Raw genomic sequence first — 16,533 nt, 5'->3', positions numbered from 1 at the left:
GGAGAACCTGCTCTAAAGATATCTTAAGATACTTAGAGCGCAGGTCTGACCAATCTCTGTTCAATTTTGAAAGACTAACGTCTTTCAGGTGGAAGAAATTACAGGTTGACGCCAACGCGTCAGCGGTGTAAAATAGTATTCCGTTGTTCTTTGAAAATTGCACATAAGAAATTAAGCAGATATCCAACTACAGCTAATAATTTAAACATGCCTGAAAACCCGTTGAAGATTCGGGATTTTCAAACAAGTTTAAATCAAGTTTCCGTAGGATATCTGGAGTAAAGCTAAAAATAATATCAATTATTATTCTTTATAACAAAGTTGTACAGCTGAATGGACTCGCCATTCACTGACAACGAGTCTCAGGAGAAGCAGGCAGTAATGCGTCGCTTATCGTGAGACGATGTAAGGTCAAGTTATAAAGGGCGCATGGTGAATGCCTTGGCATCAGGAGCCGAAGAAGGACGTGATAAGCTGCGATAAGCTTCGGGTAGGCGCAAATAGCCTGTGATCCGGAGATCTCCGAATGAGGAAACTCACATGGGTAACCCCATGTATCCTTAAGTGAATCCATAGCTTAAGGAAGGTAAACCCAGGGAACTGAAACATCTAAGTACCTGGAGGAAGAGAAAGAAAAATCGATTCCGTCAGTAGCGGCGAGCGAAAGCGGAAGAGCCCAAACCAGAAACTTGTTTCTGGGGTTGCGGACAGATCATAACTCACTGAGATGGTTAACTGAATATTTCTGGAAAGTTAAGCCGCAGAGTGTAACAGCCACGTAAGTGAAAACTGTCAAAGTGAAGATCTGATCCAGAGTACCACGAGACACGTGAAACCTTGTGGGAAGCAGGGAGGACCACCTCCCAAGGCTAAATACTACCTGATGACCGATAGCGAAGAAGTACCGTGAGGGAAAGGTGAAAAGAACCCCGGGAGGGGAGTGAAATAGAACCTGAAACCGTGTGCCTACAACCGGTCAGAGCACTATATTCTGGGCGGGACTCACCTTCAGGTGTGTCCCCCGTCCTTAATCAGTGTGATGACGTGCTTTTTGTAGAACGATCCAGCGAGTTACGGCATGTAGCAAGGTTAAGTACTTAAGGTACGGAGCCGAAGGGAAACCGAGTCTGAACAGGGCGGATAGTTGCATGCTGTAGACCCGAAACCGGGTGACCTATCCATGGACAGGGTGAAGCGGAAGTAAAATTCCGTGGAGGCCCGAACCACGTTGGTGTTGAAAAACCATGGGATGAGCTGTGGATAGCGGAGAAATTCCAATCGAACTCGGAGATAGCTGGTTCTCCTCGAAATAGCTTTAGGGCTAGCGTCGGATAATTGAGTAATGGAGGTAGAGCACTGAATGGGCTAGGGGGCATTGCGCTTACTGAACCCTATCAAACTCCGAATGCCATATACTTGTATACCGGCAGTCAGACTGCGAGTGATAAGATCCGTAGTCAAAAGGGAAAAAGCCCAGACCGTCAGCTAAGGTCCCTAAGTGTAAGTTAAGTGGAAAAGGATGTGGGATTTCTAAGACAACTAGGATGTTGGCTTAGAAGCAGCCACTCATTTAAAGAGTGCGTAATAGCTCACTAGTCGAGAGATCCTGCGCCGAAGATGTCCGGGGCTCAAACTTACCACCGAAGCTACGGGTTGACGCTTGCGCGTCAGCGGTAGAGGAGCATCCTGTACGGGCTGAAGTCATACCGAAAGGAGTGGTGGACTGTACAGGAGAGAGAATGCTGGAATAAGTAGCGAGAAAAGAGTGAGAATCTCTTTGGTCGAAAACCTAAGGTTTCCTGGGGAAGGCTCGTCCTCCCAGGGTTAGTCGGGACCTAAGCCGAGGCCGAGAGGCGTAGGCGATGGACAATCGGTTGATATTCCGATACCACTATGACGCGTTATTACCGATGGGGTGACGCAGGAGGATAGGATGTGCCCACTATTGGATGTGGGTCTAAGCATCTAGGCAGAACAGATAGGCAAATCCGTCTGTTCAATGCTGAGGTGTGATGGGGAGCGAAATTTAGTAGCGAAGTATCTGATTCCACGCTGCCAAGAAAAGCCTCTAGGGAGTGAAGTAGTGCCCGTACCGCAAACCGACACAGGTAGGTGAGGAGAGAATCCTAAGACCAGCGGAAGAATTGCAGTTAAGGAACTCGGCAAATTGACCCCGTAACTTCGGGAGAAGGGGTGCCTACGCGAGTAGGCCGCAGAGAATAGGCCCAAGCAACTGTTTAGCAAAAACACAGGTCTCTGCTAAAGCGTAAGCTGATGTATAGGGGCTGACGCCTGCCCGGTGCTGGAAGGTTAAGGGGATTGCTTAGCGCAAGCGAAGGCATGAACTTAAGCCCCAGTAAACGGCGGCCGTAACTATAACGGTCCTAAGGTAGCGAAATTCCTTGTCGGGTAAGTTCCGACCCGCACGAATGGCGTAATGATTTGGGCACTGTCTCAACTGCAAATCCGGCGAAATTGTAGTGCAAGTGAAGATGCTTGCTACCCGCGATTGGACGGAAAGACCCCGTAGAGCTTTACTGTAGCTTAGCATTGAGTTTCGGTATTATCTGTACAGGATAGGTGGGAGACTTGGAAGCAAGGGCGTCAGCCTTTGTGGAGTCGACCTTGGGATACCACCCTGATGATACTGAGATTCTAACCGGACACCATGAAGCTGGTGACGGGACATTGTTAGGTGGGCAGTTTGACTGGGGCGGTCGCCTCCTAAAAAGTAACGGAGGCGCTCAAAGGTTCCCTCAGAACGGTTGGAAATCGTTCGTAGAGTGTAAAGGCAGAAGGGAGCCTGACTGCGACACCCACAAGTGGAGCAGGGACGAAAGTCGGACTTAGTGATCCGGTGGTACCTCGTGGGAGGGCCATCGCTCAACGGATAAAAGCTACCTCGGGGATAACAGGCTGATCTCCCCCAAGAGTCCACATCGACGGGGAGGTTTGGCACCTCGATGTCGGCTCGTCGCATCCTGGGGCTGAAGTAGGTCCCAAGGGTTGGGCTGTTCGCCCATTAAAGCGGCACGCGAGCTGGGTTCAGAACGTCGTGAGACAGTTCGGTCCCTATCCGTCGCGGGCGTAGGAAATTTGAGAGGAGCTGTCCTTAGTACGAGAGGACCGGGATGGACTGACCTCTGGTGTACCAGTTGTTCTGCCAGGAGCACCGCTGGGTAGCTATGTCGGGACGGGATAAACGCTGAAAGCATCTAAGCGTGAAGCCCACCTCAAGATAAGATTTCCCATGACGTAAGTCAGTAAGACCCCTTGAAGAACACAAGGTTGATAGGCTAGAGGTGTAAGCACAGTAATGTGTGCAGCTGACTAGTACTAATAGGTCGAGGACTTGACCTAAAACACATTCTTATGTGCAATTTTCAGAGAACAAGCTTCTCTGATATCTGGTGATAATAGCGTGAGGGTTACACCCGTTCCCATTCCGAACACGATGGTTAAGACTCACAGCGCCGATGGTACTGCTCGGGAGACTGAGTGGAAGAGTAGGACGTTGCCAGGTTGGCCGAAAGGCTTAATTACATATGAATGGCTAGATAGCTCAGTCGGTAGAGCAGAGGACTGAAAATCCTCGTGTCCCTGGTTCGATTCCTGGTCTAGCCACCATTAATATGGCGCTATAGCCAAGTGGTAAGGCACGGGTCTGCAACACCCTCATCCCCAGTTCAAATCTGGGTGGCGCCTCCATAGTGAGAACTCCGATAAATTCGGAGTTCTTTATTTTTTTCTACAATAGAAGGAAAGTGTGTACCAGTGACAAATGATAAGTGACAAGTTACAATTTATGGATGAAATTCACCAGAACAGAATTTCTTATCTTATATGTTTTAAGCTTTTCTCAGCAAAGCTGAGAAAAGGTATCATAAACTTGTAACTCTTAACTTGTCACCAAACAAATTGCTACGCAATTTTCTTTTATTATGCATTAATTACTGGAATTATTTTACGACCTTTTCCAGCACCCTAATGCCATTACTGTTTGGATCTAGTGCAACTTTGGCTCCAATGGGCAGTGTTAGTTTTGGGCTGCCGTGGCCGCTCATAAAGTTTGAACAAGTTGGGACTCCAAGATTATAAATCCTGTCTTTAATGACCTCCTCCAAAGTTAAACTTCTCTCGTAATGGGGCAAAGTACAGTCAGTAAACTGGCCTAACAAAATAGCTTTGCAACGGTGAAGTTTACCGGAGAGGATAAGTTGAGTCAACATTCTATCTACCTTATATGGAGGCTCATCTACGTCCTCCAGAAAGAGGATTTTATTGTCCGTATTAATTTCGTATTTAGTTCCAAGGGTACTGCATATAAGGGCTAGATTACCCCCGACAATTCTTCCTTCTACAGAATCTTTGAAATTTATATAGTTTAGAGGTGTATCTGGAGGATTATAAATATTATAGGGCCGGTCCCCTTCCATCAATGTGGTTAACATAGAATTTAAGGTAGTGCTATCTTTTAGGTCTGAGTTCACCATAGGACCGTGAAAGGTAATAAGCCCTAATTTTTGATAAAAAATATTAAGTAGAACGGTTATATCACTAAATCCCATAAATATTTTTGGGTTACTTTTTATTACATCCAGATCTAAGTGAGGTAGCAGTCGCATGGTTCCATAGCCGCCTCTAAAGCATAAAACCATCTTTATATCACTAGCATAGAACAGTGACATAAGATCTTCTGCCCTATGGATATCATCACCGGCTAGGAAGCCTTTGTGGTCATACAGATGTTTTCCAGCTTTTATTTTAAAACCTAATTCCTTTAGAACAGTAAGTTTTTCTTCAATAACTGATCTATCTTCAGGACTGGCCGGAGCAATTACACCGATAGTATCACCGTATTTTAACTTATTTCCTAACATAATTTCACCCTCAACTATGGTTATTTTATTATAGTATATTGTATTAGTAACTATAATGGCTTGATAACCATTTTAGCATTTATTTAAGACCATGTGTAAAAAAAGCACAATAATCCAAGATAGATTGTTGTGCTTTTTTATTAAAACATATCTTTTTTATTTAGGTATACGGCAGTTGAGACACATAAGAACGCTATAGTGCCAATGACAAACCAAAACCCGAAGGGGTGGTCACCAAATGGAATATTTTCGAAGTTCATACCAAACAGACCTGAAATCATATTAGGTATGGACATGACAATTGTAACTGAAGCTAAGAGCTTCATAACAATGTTCAGATTATTAGATATTACTGAGGCAAAGGCATCCATTGTTCCGGAAAGAATATTACTATAAATATTTGCCATTTCGATAGCTTGCTTATTTTCTATTATTACATCTTCCAGGACATCCTTATCTTCTTCATACTTAGTAATAAACTCCAACTTCAACATCTTTTCTAAGGTAATTTCATTAGATTTTAAGGAAGTTGAAAAGTATACTAAGGACTTTTCCAGTGAAAGAAGTTGTATTAGCTCTTTGTTTTTCATGGACTTATGAAGCTTTTTTTCAATCATAAGACTTTTCTTATCAATCTGCCGTAGATAAAGTAAGTAGTATGTTGATATTCTATTTAAAATCTGCAAGATGAACCGCGAACGTTTATAAGTAAAAAAGGAACGAACTTTTCCTTCTGTAAAATCCGTAAGTATTTTGCTGTTTTTTAAGCATACTGTAATAATCTCTTTTTCAGTGTGTATAATTGCCAATGGATAAGTGTCATAAGTAAGGGAATTATCTTCCATCTCTGTAAAAGGGATATCCACAATAACTAAGATGTTACTATCTTCAATTTCAAGACGAGAGGTTTCCTCATCGTCAAGAGGTGCTCTTAAAAATTCAATAGGCACCCCGGTCTTTTTGGATACAAGTAGAAGTTCTTGATCTGTGGGGGCCACCACATTTATCCAACAACCAGGTTCAAGATTATCAATTTTTTGAAGGCTACCACTGTTCTCATCTATGCTCTTAAATATATTTATCATAACTTCACCTCCTAGAATTCACTGCAGCAAAAACATTATACTATTAAAAAATAGCAGTGTACAGAATATTTTTATTATAAATTATGAAAAGGTTTAGATATAAAACCAAAATGTAAGGGCTAGATAATAAAAGGAATACATAGAAAACATCACGGCTATGGTGTTTTTATAGTAATTTAAGCTGTATTGACAGTTTTTAAAGTAAACAAGCCTACAAAAGAGTGTACATGCTATGGATATTTAGCTACAATACATGTATAATCTCTATGTCAGCTATAGATTAGCTGTATAAATCACTTAAGGGTGTATCTGGAGGAATATAATGAAAACCATATATAAAGAAGAATATTGCCATAGAAAGTTGCCAACTATAATAGGTATATTCTTTTTACTCGCTATAATAATACCAATAAATGATATGTTAAGGGATTTTATTGATGGCGGTACGCTTGCAGATGGAATAACCAGTGCTTTAGTTTTCACTATACTTGTGGCTATAGTAACGAAATTAACTATAAGGTTTAAATATAAATACAAAATTTCACTGATTTCTAATCAACTAATTATTTATAAAATTTCAAAACGGGAACAACATGTTGAGCATAATATTAAAGTTAAGGATATTATAAGTATAAAGAAGATAAATACATTCAGATTTTTACTTTTGGGAATGAAGTATAACTGTTATTTATGTTCTATTTTTAATGGTGGAATATATTATTGCATATATAAATCTGATGACAGAGAAAAGATGTTTTTCTTTCATCCTAGCAGTACCTTGATTAATAAAATAGAGCAGACAATAAAAGATGAATATAAGTGTAAGGTTTCATAAAAAATAGAGGGTTATCCCTCTATTTTTTTCTTACTCGCATAAAATTCCTCTTTAATTTTTGATAATATGGTTTCCTTCTGAATTATATCCACAGCAGTAACTGCTAAAGCAGCTGCAGCAGTAATTGCTCGTTCCTGAGCAAAAGAGCTTAGGGTAGCAGCAGCGAAGTCAGGACTTCCATAAGAAATATCATCTCTATCTGTTATTTGTATAAAGGGATGTATGCATGGGACATACTCACTAACAGTACCCATACTAATACCGGCTTCAATATCGTAGACACCACAGGAATCAATAACTCCTAATTCCTTCAAATTGTGACTGAATATACGTGAAAGAGTTTTATTGGTGGTCAGTTGACAATAAGGAAGTTCATTTATTTTGACTTCACAAGAAATATTTGTTATTGCCGAAGAAGCCTCAACCAACTTCTTTATCTGATCCTTAACCTGTTCAGCAGTACAATAATCCACTGCTCTTATATATAACCTTATTTCACATACATCATGAGGCAAAGAGGGAGTATAGCCTCCATTTTCTAATAAGGTATCAATTTGTACTGTACCATTATAGCCCTTTAAAATCACATTAAGTCCATTTAAAACAAAAAGGCATGCATCAAGAGGAGACAGAGAATTAGATTTCAAATAGGTAACACCGTCGTTACTAGTAAATTTAATACATAAGGGCAATATAGCTTTTGAAGTTCCGCTTTCAGCAGTAAGTATATCAGGATGAACCATCATAGCAACATCCATATCATTTAATATACCTTGCTTTGCCATTGTTACCTTAGCTCCGCCTACGTATTCACCAGGACTACCTAAAACAATTATTGTGCCTCCAATTTTATCTACTACTTTTGACAGGGATAAGGCTGCTGCACAAGAAATTGCGCTGCTTAAATTATGCCCATGAATATGGCCCTTATCAGGAACCGCGTCATAATCACAGAAAAAACATATTCTCGGATAGCCATTTCCATATTCAGCGTAAAAGGCTGTTGATATATCTAAATAGTTTGGAATGACTTTGAAGTTGTTATTCTTTAAGGTTTCAATTAGTAAATTACAAGCCTTGGTTTCGTGATAGCTTTTTTCCGGATTATCATAAAGAAATTTAGTTAGATTATATATCTCATCTTTGATTGTATGTAAATAGGATATTACTTCCTGCTTCATAAAAGGCCTCCACTCTATTTTTTTCTTTCAAAACTTATGGAAGTATTTTTCCCTATTAAACAAATTATATTTACAATTGTTGAATAAAAAAGTTAAATAAAAAAAGTGGACAACATAAGTTTTTGACTTCTTCTGAATACAATATAGTATACGAGGCAATAATCAAGATAGTTTTAACATTTATAAGGGGGTGCGTGTCATTCTGCTGAACCAGGGCAAAAGGCTGAAGCAGAATGCCTGCTTATGGAAAAGCAAAGATGTATAATTTGTAGAAAGACACTAAACAATGGTATAATTATCAATGGAAGAATTCTATGTAAAGCTTGCGAAAACAGGTTGATTAACGCAAAAGTTAATACAGACTTTTATAACTACTATAGAGATTGCATAAAGAAAACCGTAGTTGATTTATTATTGAGAGAAAAAAGGTTGAGCAGCCATATGTAGTAGAACATAGAATATGACTTCTAGATAAATTTGAGGGGCGGATGAAAATTGAATAATATACCGGTTTTAAAAGCCTTGAAAAAGTATATAGATGAGAGAAATGCGCCTTTTTCAATGCCGGGACACAAAAGCGGAAGAGGGTTTACATGTACAGATGAGGGAAGGCTTTTTAATGAAGTTATGCTAAAAGGTGACATAACGGAAGTTGAAGGCTTAGATAATCTTCACAATCCTCAAGGGATAATTAAAGAGGCTCAGGAATTGCTGGCGAAGTTATACGGAAGCAGAGCGTCATATTTTCTTGTAAACGGTAGTACCAGTGGTAACTTAGCAATGATATTTTCAGCCTTCAAAGAGGGGGATAAGGTTCTGGTTGAAAGAAACTGTCATAGGTCTATATTTAACGGTATAATAATGAGGAAGCTTCAACCAATTTATATAAAAAATTATATGAGTAAAAGGTACAATGCTCCCATATCTATAGATATGGGACATTTTCTACAAACATTAGAAGAGAACAGTGATATTAATGGGGTAATACTGACTTATCCAAACTATTATGGGATAACCTGTGACTTGAGTTTGGTTGTTAAGAAGTGCAAGGAAAGAGGCATTAAGGTGTTGGTTGACTGTGCTCATGGGGCCCATTTTGGAATATCACCATTACTTCCGGATAATCCAATAAAGCTTGGAGCAGACATGGCTGTAATGAGTGCGCATAAAACATTACCCAGCTTAACCCAGACAGCATACTTACACATAGGAGAAACCATGGATAAGAGTTTAACCGATTTTTATGTCAGTATGTTTTCTTCTACCAGTCCTTCTTATACTTTCATGGCTTCCATGGATTATGCAAGGTATTATTTAGAAACATACGGTAGAGAAGCTTTTGATAGTTTAATTAAAACTGTTGATGATTACAGGGATAGAATAAACCAGATAAAGGGGCTGCATGTTATAAGTCAGGAGGATATAAAATCAGAGTATGCGCAATCTCCAGTAGGGTTTGATAGGACAAGGTTGATAATTAATGTAGATAAGGAGTACAATGGTTATGCCCTTCTTGATTATTTAAGGCTCAAAGGTGTTCAATCAGAGATGAGTGATGGTTTTAACACTGTTCTTATATCATCACCTTTTAACTCAAAGGAAGATTTTGAAAGGCTTTTTATGGCACTAAAGGACTTTCCTATGAGTGACTATAAAAGGAAACCTATTGAAATTAAAGTAGGCACCATACCATCAAGAGCACTTCTTCCGTGGCAGGCAGTAGAATCAAAGAGCGCGCTGGTAGATCTTAAGGACTGTGAAGGTAAGATAAGTGGGACAAACATAGTTCCATACCCGCCGGGTGTACCTATAATTATGATGGGTGAATTTATAGATAGGGATGCCATAAGTATGGTACAATATTATCTATCTAACGGTGTTACAATACTAGGTATTGATGAAGAAAAAATAAGAGTTATTGAACAATAGGAAAAGAGGGAAATTATGAAGGGCAAACTGATAATAATTGACGGTTCCGATGGCAGCGGTAAAGCGACACAGAGTTTAACTCTTTTTGCACGATTGCAGACTGAGGGATTTAAGGTGAAAAAAGTAGAGTATCCTGACTATAACAGCGATTCTTCTGCGCTCATTAAGATGTACCTTAATGGTGACTTTGGTAGTAATCCGGAGGATGTGAATCCCTATGTAGCATCCACCTTCTATGCTGTAGACAGATATGCTTCCTATAAGATGAAGTGGAAGGACTTTTATGATGAAGGAGGAATTATTTTAGCTGATAGGTATACTACCTCCAATATGGTACATCAGGCATCAAAGTTTAAAGGCCAAGAAGAAAAAGAAAGATTTTTGAACTGGCTTTGGGATTATGAATTTAATATTTTCGGTCTCCCTATACCTGATAAGGTTATTTTCTTGGATGTTCCACCGGAGTACAGCAGGAAACTTATGGAAGACAGACTAAATAAGTTTACAGGAGAAGAGAAAAAGGATATACATGAAAGAAACAGTAAATTTCTTGAGAAATCCTATTATAATGCTAAATGGATTGCTAAGAAGTACAACTGGGTAAATATTGATTGCGTAGAAAATGGAAGTATGCTTTCCATAGATGAAATACATAAAAAAATATATGATAATATAGTATTGACGCTGAGGCGGGATAAGGAGTAAAACACATAGGATAAATTAGCAAATTTACTATTTCATATAATATAAATGTGGTAAAATATTTATAATAATTAATATAAAGGAGGAACATCATGAAATTAATTGTTGCCATTGTTCAGGATGATGATGCTGGAGATTTAATCGATATTTTGACAGAGGAAGGTTTCAGAGTTACAAAGCTTGCAACTACTGGTGGATTCTTAAAGTCAGGCAATACAACATTAATGATAGGTGTGGAAAAAGAAAAGGTTGACAAGGTACTTTCTGTAATTGAAGAGGTTTGTAAAGTCAGAGACCAAGTGGTTACTTCACCATCACCGGTAGCAGGTGCTACAGGAGTATATGTTCCTTATCCTATAGAAGTTGAGGTAGGCGGTGCCACTATATTCGTATTGGATGTAGACAAATTTATACGTTATTAATCAGGGTAAAGCAGAGGAATTTAAATAGAGTTTTACTGAGAAAATAGGATTAAATAGTTTAGATACACAAAGAAGCAGGAGGTGATGGCATGAGAGAAAATGAGATTATAGGACATAAACAAATAAGAGAGTATTTCCGTAACGCAATTACTAGAGGAGATCTATCTCATGCACACCTAATTATAGGAGAAGAGGGTATTGGCAAAAGTCTTTTGGCTAAGGCAGCAGCAATACAGATTCTAGGCAAGGAAGAAATAAAACAATATATAGACATAATTGAGTTTAGAGTGCCTAAGGGAAAGAAAACAATAGGCGTTGACGAGATCCGAAGTATAATAGAAGAGGTGTCTAAAAGGCCTTATGAGGGTGACAAAAAGGTAGTTATACTCTATGAAAGCAATAGAATGACTCCTCAGGCCCAAAATGCCTTTTTAAAAACCATTGAGGAACCACCAGTTGGAGTGTTCATTTTTCTGCTTGCTGATAATGGTGAGGCCATATTGGATACAATTAAATCAAGATGTCAAATTCATAAACTAAATAGTCTACATTCTGCTGAGATGGAGCAGTTTATAAGCAAGAGATTTCCTGAGCTTAGCCCGGAAGAATCAAAAACTTTGCTGGCATTTGCTAACGGAATACCTGGAAGATGCGAATATTTTATAGAGAACGAAGAATTTAAAGAAATTAGGAATACTACAGCAATGCTGTTAATGGATATACATAAGTCGTCAGAGTCAAAACTCCAAGACTATACAAAATTTCTGCTTAAGTATAAGGACCGCAGTGATGAAGTCTTCGATACAATATTGTCTTTTACTAGGGATATTATTATTTACAAGGATTCAAATAAAATGGAGCTTGTAGTAAATAAGGATAAACAAGATTTTATACTGGAAGTGTCAGAAAACTTTTCTTATAATTCATTAGAACAGATTGTTAAGGCTGTCAACTATGCAAGAAACAGCTTGAGCAGTAATGTTAATCCGGCATTAACCTTTGATGTAATGCTCATAACGATGTTAAATTCTTAGTAGAGTATTTGTAATTTGTTCTATACCTACTGTAAAGCAATTGGGGTTATTTTGTTCAGAATTTTATAAAGTTGGTTATAGCATGAAACTTTGGTTAAACTATAATTATTTAATACATAATTGGAGGTAAATATGGTACAGGTCGTTGGAATACGGTTTAAAAAGGCCGGAAAAATATATTACTTTGATCCTGCAGGTCTTGATATGCATACGGGAGACAGTGTCATCGTGGAAACTGCAAGAGGAATTGAATTTGGTGACTGCGTAATTGGGCCAAAAGAGATAAGAGAAGATGAGATTGTTTCGCCCCTAAAAAGTGTGCTTAGAAAAGCAACAGAAGAGGATATCAGGATTCATCAAGAAAATAAAGCCAAGGAAAAGGATGCTTATAATATATGCATCGATAAAATAAATCAACATAAGTTAGATATGAAATTAATTGATGTAGAATATACTTTTGATAATAATAAAGTGATATTTTACTTTACTGCTGACGGAAGAGTGGACTTTAGGGAACTTGTTAAGGATTTAGCTACTATATTTAAAACAAGGATAGAATTAAGACAGATTGGGGTTAGAGACGAAGCGAAAATGGTAGGAGGACTTGGTCCTTGTGGAAGACCCCTATGCTGTTCATCCTTTTTAGGAGACTTTGCATCTGTTTCAATTAAAATGGCTAAGGAACAGAATTTGTCTTTGAATCCTACTAAGATTTCGGGAATTTGCGGCAGACTTATGTGCTGTCTAAATTATGAGCAAAAAACCTATGAAGACATAAGACGTAAGCTTCCTAGGGTTGGATCAATAATAAATACTCCTAGGGGAAAAGCCGAAGTTATAGCTAACAGCGTAGTTAAGGAAAAAGTTAAAGTCAAGCTCACGTTAAAAGAGGGAGAAGAAGTCATTGAAGATTTCAGCATCTATGATGTTTCCCTTATATCCGGAGGCTATGAAGGTACAGTAAGTGAAGACGAAATCAAAATTGAAATTAATGAAGATGTAGATGAGGTAGTAGTAAAAGAACTTTTCAAGGATAATTGAGGTGAAGTCTATGAAAGATATTATAAAAGTTTGTAATATGAATAGTATAGATGATGTGAACAACATAAGGCGAGCTATCTCAGCAAATGAAGGTGTTGTTGCCTGTGAAATTAACAGAGAAAAAGGTGAAGTTAGCGTAGTATATGATGGATACTTTATAGGGATAGAAAAAATTATAGAATCCATAGAGGACTTAGGATATACAGTGCTTTAAAAAATACTTCCAAAATCTATAGGAACATGGTAAAATAATTAGTGGACATGATTTGTCTTAATAGATTAAGGAGGTGTTTGTAATGGCATACATAATTACAGACGCATGTGTAAGCTGTGGGGCTTGTGCTTCAGAATGTCCAGTTAGCTGCATCGATCAAGGAGATAGCCTATACGTTATAGAATCATCTTCTTGTATTGAGTGCGGAAATTGCGCTAATGTTTGTCCAGTGGGAGCACCTGTTCAAGAATAATTGAACAAAAAAAGACCGCTATTAGCGGCCTTTTTTATTTATATTAATCTTCTGATTTATATTTCAGTATCTTTACTCTGTTTTTCACATCAGGTAAATCATTAAGCTCAAGTGTGCAGCTGTCAACTTTACAGCTGTTACCCATCTTAATAATAAATTTTTCAACACCATCTAATGGAAAAGTAAGGGCGTTAGTTTTATAATGCATTGGAATTACCACATAGCTATCAATCATTTTAGCAATGGCCGCAGCTTCTTCGCCATCAATGGTATAGTTTCCTCCAACAGGTATCATGAGCACATCTATTGGACCTATTTCAGTTAACATTTCTGGAGTGGGGATATGGCCTAAATCACCAAGATGGCAGATATTAAATCCATCAATGGTAATCAAAAAAATTATATTATTACCACGCTTGGCACCAAAGTCTTTATCATGAAAAGATTGAATACCTTTTATGTTAATGTCAGAAAAAGTATAGCTGCCAACATTGTCTATTATGGTAGGTATGCCAGGAAGTGACTCTGTGAAATTGTGATCAAAATGATTATGACTGATAGTAACAAGGTCTACTGATTCGTTAGGAAGGGGATATCCTACTGACTCGTCATAAGGATCTGTTAACACTTTTTTACCTGTTTTGCTTTTTATCAGGAAACAGGAATGTCCAAACCATATTATCTCCATAAAAATACCTCCATGAGAATTTTGTTATATATAATTATATCCAATATAATTATAATGCTTTCATGCTTAAATATTATGTTGTAATTTTAAGAAAAGTGGACATAATATTCAATAACTGAAATTAATTCGAAGCATAAACTGATAAATATTATTGAAAAAAAGTAAGAGAATAATTATAATTAAATTAAGGTCAAAGAAAGGCAAAGTCGAAGGGAGGAGAAAAATGACGAGATTATCTGATATTATTGAGCAATTCATAAAAGATATGTTAGATGACAAGAATGACAAAGAATTGATGATACAGAGAAATGAATTAGCTAATTACTTTAGTTGTGCTCCCTCGCAGATTAATTATGTACTTACTACGAGGTTTACAACTGATCGAGGATACTATATTGAAAGCAGAAGAGGTGGGGGTGGCTACATTGTAATAAAAAGAATAGAGCATGGAAAAGGAAAGAATTTGCTTGACATATTAGTTGAAAAGATTGGCGATAGTATAACATATGACAGAGCCCATCAAATTATTGAAGGACTCTGTGAGTCAGAAGTAATAACTGACAGAGAAGCAGCTATAATGAAAATTGCAGTAAATGACAGAACTCTTTTGCACTATGATAATAGAAATGCTTTAAGAGCTGATATTCTGAAAGGAATGATTATGGTAATATGCCAAAAATAATTAGGGAGGATTAATAATGCTGTGTGATAAATGTAAAAAAAATAATGCTTCCGTCCATATAGTAAAGATAATTAATGGTGATAAACAAGAATTAAACTTATGTGAAGACTGTGCAAGACAAAATAATGAAATAGATATAAGCGATACCTTTAAATTTGATAATACTTTTTCCTTCCAAAATATACTCAGTGGCCTTGTAGATTATTTTAATCAAGGGCAAAATGGGAATAAGCCTGCCCAAGCATCTTGTTCAATATGTGGAACCACATACAATGATTTCAAGAAAAGAGGTTTACTTGGATGTGACAATTGCTATAGGTATTTTAATTCAGATTTGATTCCTGTAATTAAGCGTGTACAGGGAAATACCGAGCATATAGGGAAAGTTCCTCTTAAAGCTGGAAAAGATATAGTTGAAAAGAGACAACTAATAAAGCTAAAAGAAGAACTTCAAAAGGCTATATTGATGGAGGAGTATGAAAAAGCAGCTAAGTTAAGAGACGAAATCAGAGCACTTCAAAAAAATGAGGGGGAACAATAAAATGGAAAATTGGCTGACATATTCTAGTAGCCCAGAAGAGTTAGTTATAAGTAACAGAATAAGAATTGCCAGAAATATTAAAAGTAAACCCTTTCCTCATAAGCTATCTATAGAAGAAGCAAGAAAGGTAGTGAAGGAAGTAGAACAGTCATTTTTTACTACTTCATATATAAACAATAATTATAAGTCAGTACGATTATGGGAACAAAGTCCATTAGAAGCTAATAGATTTGTAGAAAGACATTTGATAAGTAATGAATTGGTCAACAACAGAGAGGGATCTGCTTTTATTTTCGGAGAAAATGAAACAGTGAGTCTCATGGTAAACGAGGAAGACCATATTAGGCTTCAGTGCATGGGCGGAGGGTTCAATCTGAGAGAAAGTTTCGACATGGCTAATAAGCTTGATGACTTGATAGAAGAAAATCTTCAATATGCTTTTGATGACAAAATGGGCTATATAACAGCATGTCCTACGAACTTGGGAACCGGTATGAGAGCATCGATCATGATACATCTTCCGGCCTTGACTATGAATAATGAAATGAATGGTATATTAAAGGTATTAACACAGGTGGGCATGACCATTAGGGGATTATATGGAGAAGGAAGCAAGGCACAGGGCAATATATACCAAATATCCAATCAGATTACACTAGGTTTATCTGAGGAAGATATCATTTCTAATCTGGAAGCAGTAGTGAATCAGATTATTGCTCAAGAAAGAGCTACCAGAGAAAGGCTTTATGCTTATTATAAATATGAATTAGAGGATAAGATATTTAGATCTATAGGTATTTTGAAAAATGCCGTGATGCTAAATCTAAATGAATCTTTAGATTTATTATCCAATGTAAGAATGGGAGTAGAAATGGACATAATTAAGGATATAGATAAATCCATGCTTAATGACCTGTTGATTAGAATCCATCCGGCCTCACTTCAAAAGGAGTATAATGCTAATTTTAATGAAAAAGAGAGCAATATAAATAGGGCAAGAATGATTAGGGATGCTTTGGGAAACTAATAGAAATTTCTAAATGGAG

The 16,533-nt window shown here is 37.5% G+C and carries 16 protein-coding genes, 2 tRNA genes and 2 rRNA genes; 16 read left to right on the top strand and 4 right to left on the bottom strand.

The features are described from left to right. Positions 1-409 precede the first annotated feature (409 nt). From FHY60_RS15665 to FHY60_RS15650, 4 genes are all read left to right on the top strand, one after another. Positions 410-3,360 (top strand): 23S ribosomal RNA (locus FHY60_RS15665). Between the two features lie 46 nt (positions 3,361-3,406). After that, positions 3,407-3,523, top strand: a 5S ribosomal RNA gene (gene rrf, locus FHY60_RS15660). Between the two features lie 28 nt (positions 3,524-3,551). Continuing rightward, positions 3,552-3,627: transfer RNA gene (locus FHY60_RS15655), tRNA-Phe, on the top strand. A 7-nt stretch (positions 3,628-3,634) separates the two neighbouring features. After that, positions 3,635-3,708: transfer RNA gene (locus FHY60_RS15650), tRNA-Cys, on the top strand. A 251-nt stretch (positions 3,709-3,959) separates the two neighbouring features. On the opposite strand, the gene FHY60_RS15645 is transcribed toward FHY60_RS15650, so the two are convergent. After that, on the bottom strand, positions 3,960-4,880 hold the full coding sequence (locus tag FHY60_RS15645; protein WP_139905912.1) for a S66 peptidase family protein: 921 nt from the start codon (positions 4,878-4,880) through the stop codon (positions 3,960-3,962). 140 nt (positions 4,881-5,020) lie between these two features. After that, positions 5,021-5,965 carry a magnesium transporter CorA family protein gene (locus tag FHY60_RS15640; protein WP_139905911.1) on the bottom strand — a complete coding sequence of 315 codons (945 nt, stop codon included), beginning with the start codon at positions 5,963-5,965 and terminating at the stop codon, positions 5,021-5,023. A 322-nt stretch (positions 5,966-6,287) separates the two neighbouring features. Here FHY60_RS15640 and FHY60_RS15635 point away from each other — a divergent pair, with 322 nt between their 5' ends. Then, a complete protein-coding gene (locus FHY60_RS15635) occupies positions 6,288-6,800 on the top strand; it encodes a hypothetical protein (protein ID WP_139905910.1) in 513 nt (170 codons plus the stop codon). Positions 6,801-6,811: 11 nt separating this feature from the next. Here the strand turns inward: FHY60_RS15635 and FHY60_RS15630 are convergent, their stop codons facing one another. Next, complete coding sequence (locus FHY60_RS15630; RefSeq protein ID WP_139905909.1) at positions 6,812-7,981, bottom strand: zinc-binding metallopeptidase family protein; 1,170 nt, start codon at positions 7,979-7,981, stop codon at positions 6,812-6,814. A gap of 243 nt (positions 7,982-8,224) precedes the next feature. On the opposite strand from FHY60_RS15630, the gene FHY60_RS15625 reads away from it, so the two are divergent. The 8 genes from FHY60_RS15625 to FHY60_RS15590 all read left to right on the top strand — a co-directional run bounded on the left by FHY60_RS15625 (position 8,225) and on the right by FHY60_RS15590 (position 13,576). Further along, positions 8,225-8,428, top strand: a complete 204-nt coding sequence (locus tag FHY60_RS15625; RefSeq protein WP_139905908.1) for a sigma factor G inhibitor Gin — start codon at positions 8,225-8,227, stop codon at positions 8,426-8,428. A 48-nt stretch (positions 8,429-8,476) separates the two neighbouring features. Further along, positions 8,477-9,910, top strand: a complete 1,434-nt coding sequence (locus tag FHY60_RS15620; RefSeq protein WP_139905907.1) for an aminotransferase class I/II-fold pyridoxal phosphate-dependent enzyme — start codon at positions 8,477-8,479, stop codon at positions 9,908-9,910. 12 nt (positions 9,911-9,922) lie between these two features. Next, on the top strand, positions 9,923-10,615 hold the full coding sequence (locus tag FHY60_RS15615) for a dTMP kinase (protein WP_479723582.1): 693 nt from the start codon (positions 9,923-9,925) through the stop codon (positions 10,613-10,615). Positions 10,616-10,704: 89 nt separating this feature from the next. Continuing rightward, positions 10,705-11,034, top strand: a complete 330-nt coding sequence (locus FHY60_RS15610) for a cyclic-di-AMP receptor (RefSeq protein WP_139905905.1) — start codon at positions 10,705-10,707, stop codon at positions 11,032-11,034. An 89-nt stretch (positions 11,035-11,123) separates the two neighbouring features. Further along, the gene (locus FHY60_RS15605) at positions 11,124-12,068 is read left to right on the top strand and encodes a DNA polymerase III subunit delta' (RefSeq protein ID WP_139905904.1); all 945 of its coding nucleotides are present in this window, start codon (positions 11,124-11,126) and stop codon (positions 12,066-12,068) included. A gap of 132 nt (positions 12,069-12,200) precedes the next feature. Further along, positions 12,201-13,109 carry a PSP1 domain-containing protein gene (locus FHY60_RS15600; protein WP_139905903.1) on the top strand — a complete coding sequence of 303 codons (909 nt, stop codon included), beginning with the start codon at positions 12,201-12,203 and terminating at the stop codon, positions 13,107-13,109. A gap of 10 nt (positions 13,110-13,119) precedes the next feature. Further along, the gene (locus FHY60_RS15595; RefSeq protein WP_139905902.1) at positions 13,120-13,323 is read left to right on the top strand and encodes a heavy-metal-associated domain-containing protein; all 204 of its coding nucleotides are present in this window, start codon (positions 13,120-13,122) and stop codon (positions 13,321-13,323) included. An 82-nt stretch (positions 13,324-13,405) separates the two neighbouring features. After that, complete coding sequence (locus FHY60_RS15590; RefSeq protein WP_139905901.1) at positions 13,406-13,576, top strand: DUF362 domain-containing protein; 171 nt, start codon at positions 13,406-13,408, stop codon at positions 13,574-13,576. 43 nt (positions 13,577-13,619) lie between these two features. Here FHY60_RS15590 and FHY60_RS15585 read toward each other — a convergent pair whose 3' ends face one another. Beyond that, the gene (locus FHY60_RS15585) at positions 13,620-14,264 is read right to left on the bottom strand and encodes an MBL fold metallo-hydrolase (protein ID WP_139905900.1); all 645 of its coding nucleotides are present in this window, start codon (positions 14,262-14,264) and stop codon (positions 13,620-13,622) included. Between the two features lie 223 nt (positions 14,265-14,487). Here FHY60_RS15585 and FHY60_RS15580 point away from each other — a divergent pair, with 223 nt between their 5' ends. The 3 genes from FHY60_RS15580 to FHY60_RS15570 are packed head-to-tail and all read left to right on the top strand — an operon-like array spanning position 14,488 to position 16,514. After that, a complete protein-coding gene (locus FHY60_RS15580; protein WP_139905899.1) occupies positions 14,488-14,946 on the top strand; it encodes a CtsR family transcriptional regulator in 459 nt (152 codons plus the stop codon). A gap of 16 nt (positions 14,947-14,962) precedes the next feature. Continuing rightward, the gene (locus tag FHY60_RS15575) at positions 14,963-15,487 is read left to right on the top strand and encodes a UvrB/UvrC motif-containing protein (protein WP_139905898.1); all 525 of its coding nucleotides are present in this window, start codon (positions 14,963-14,965) and stop codon (positions 15,485-15,487) included. 1 nt (position 15,488) lies between these two features. Next, a complete protein-coding gene (locus FHY60_RS15570) occupies positions 15,489-16,514 on the top strand; it encodes a protein arginine kinase (RefSeq protein WP_139905897.1) in 1,026 nt (341 codons plus the stop codon). Positions 16,515-16,533 lie beyond the last annotated feature (19 nt).

The sequence above is a fragment of the Clostridium thermarum genome (assembly GCF_006351925.1).
GTDB classification, from domain to species: domain Bacteria; phylum Bacillota; class Clostridia; order Clostridiales; family Clostridiaceae; genus Clostridium_AU; species Clostridium_AU thermarum.
Note: the sequence above shows the minus strand (reverse complement) of the source record. Positions and strands in the feature narration are given on the sequence as shown.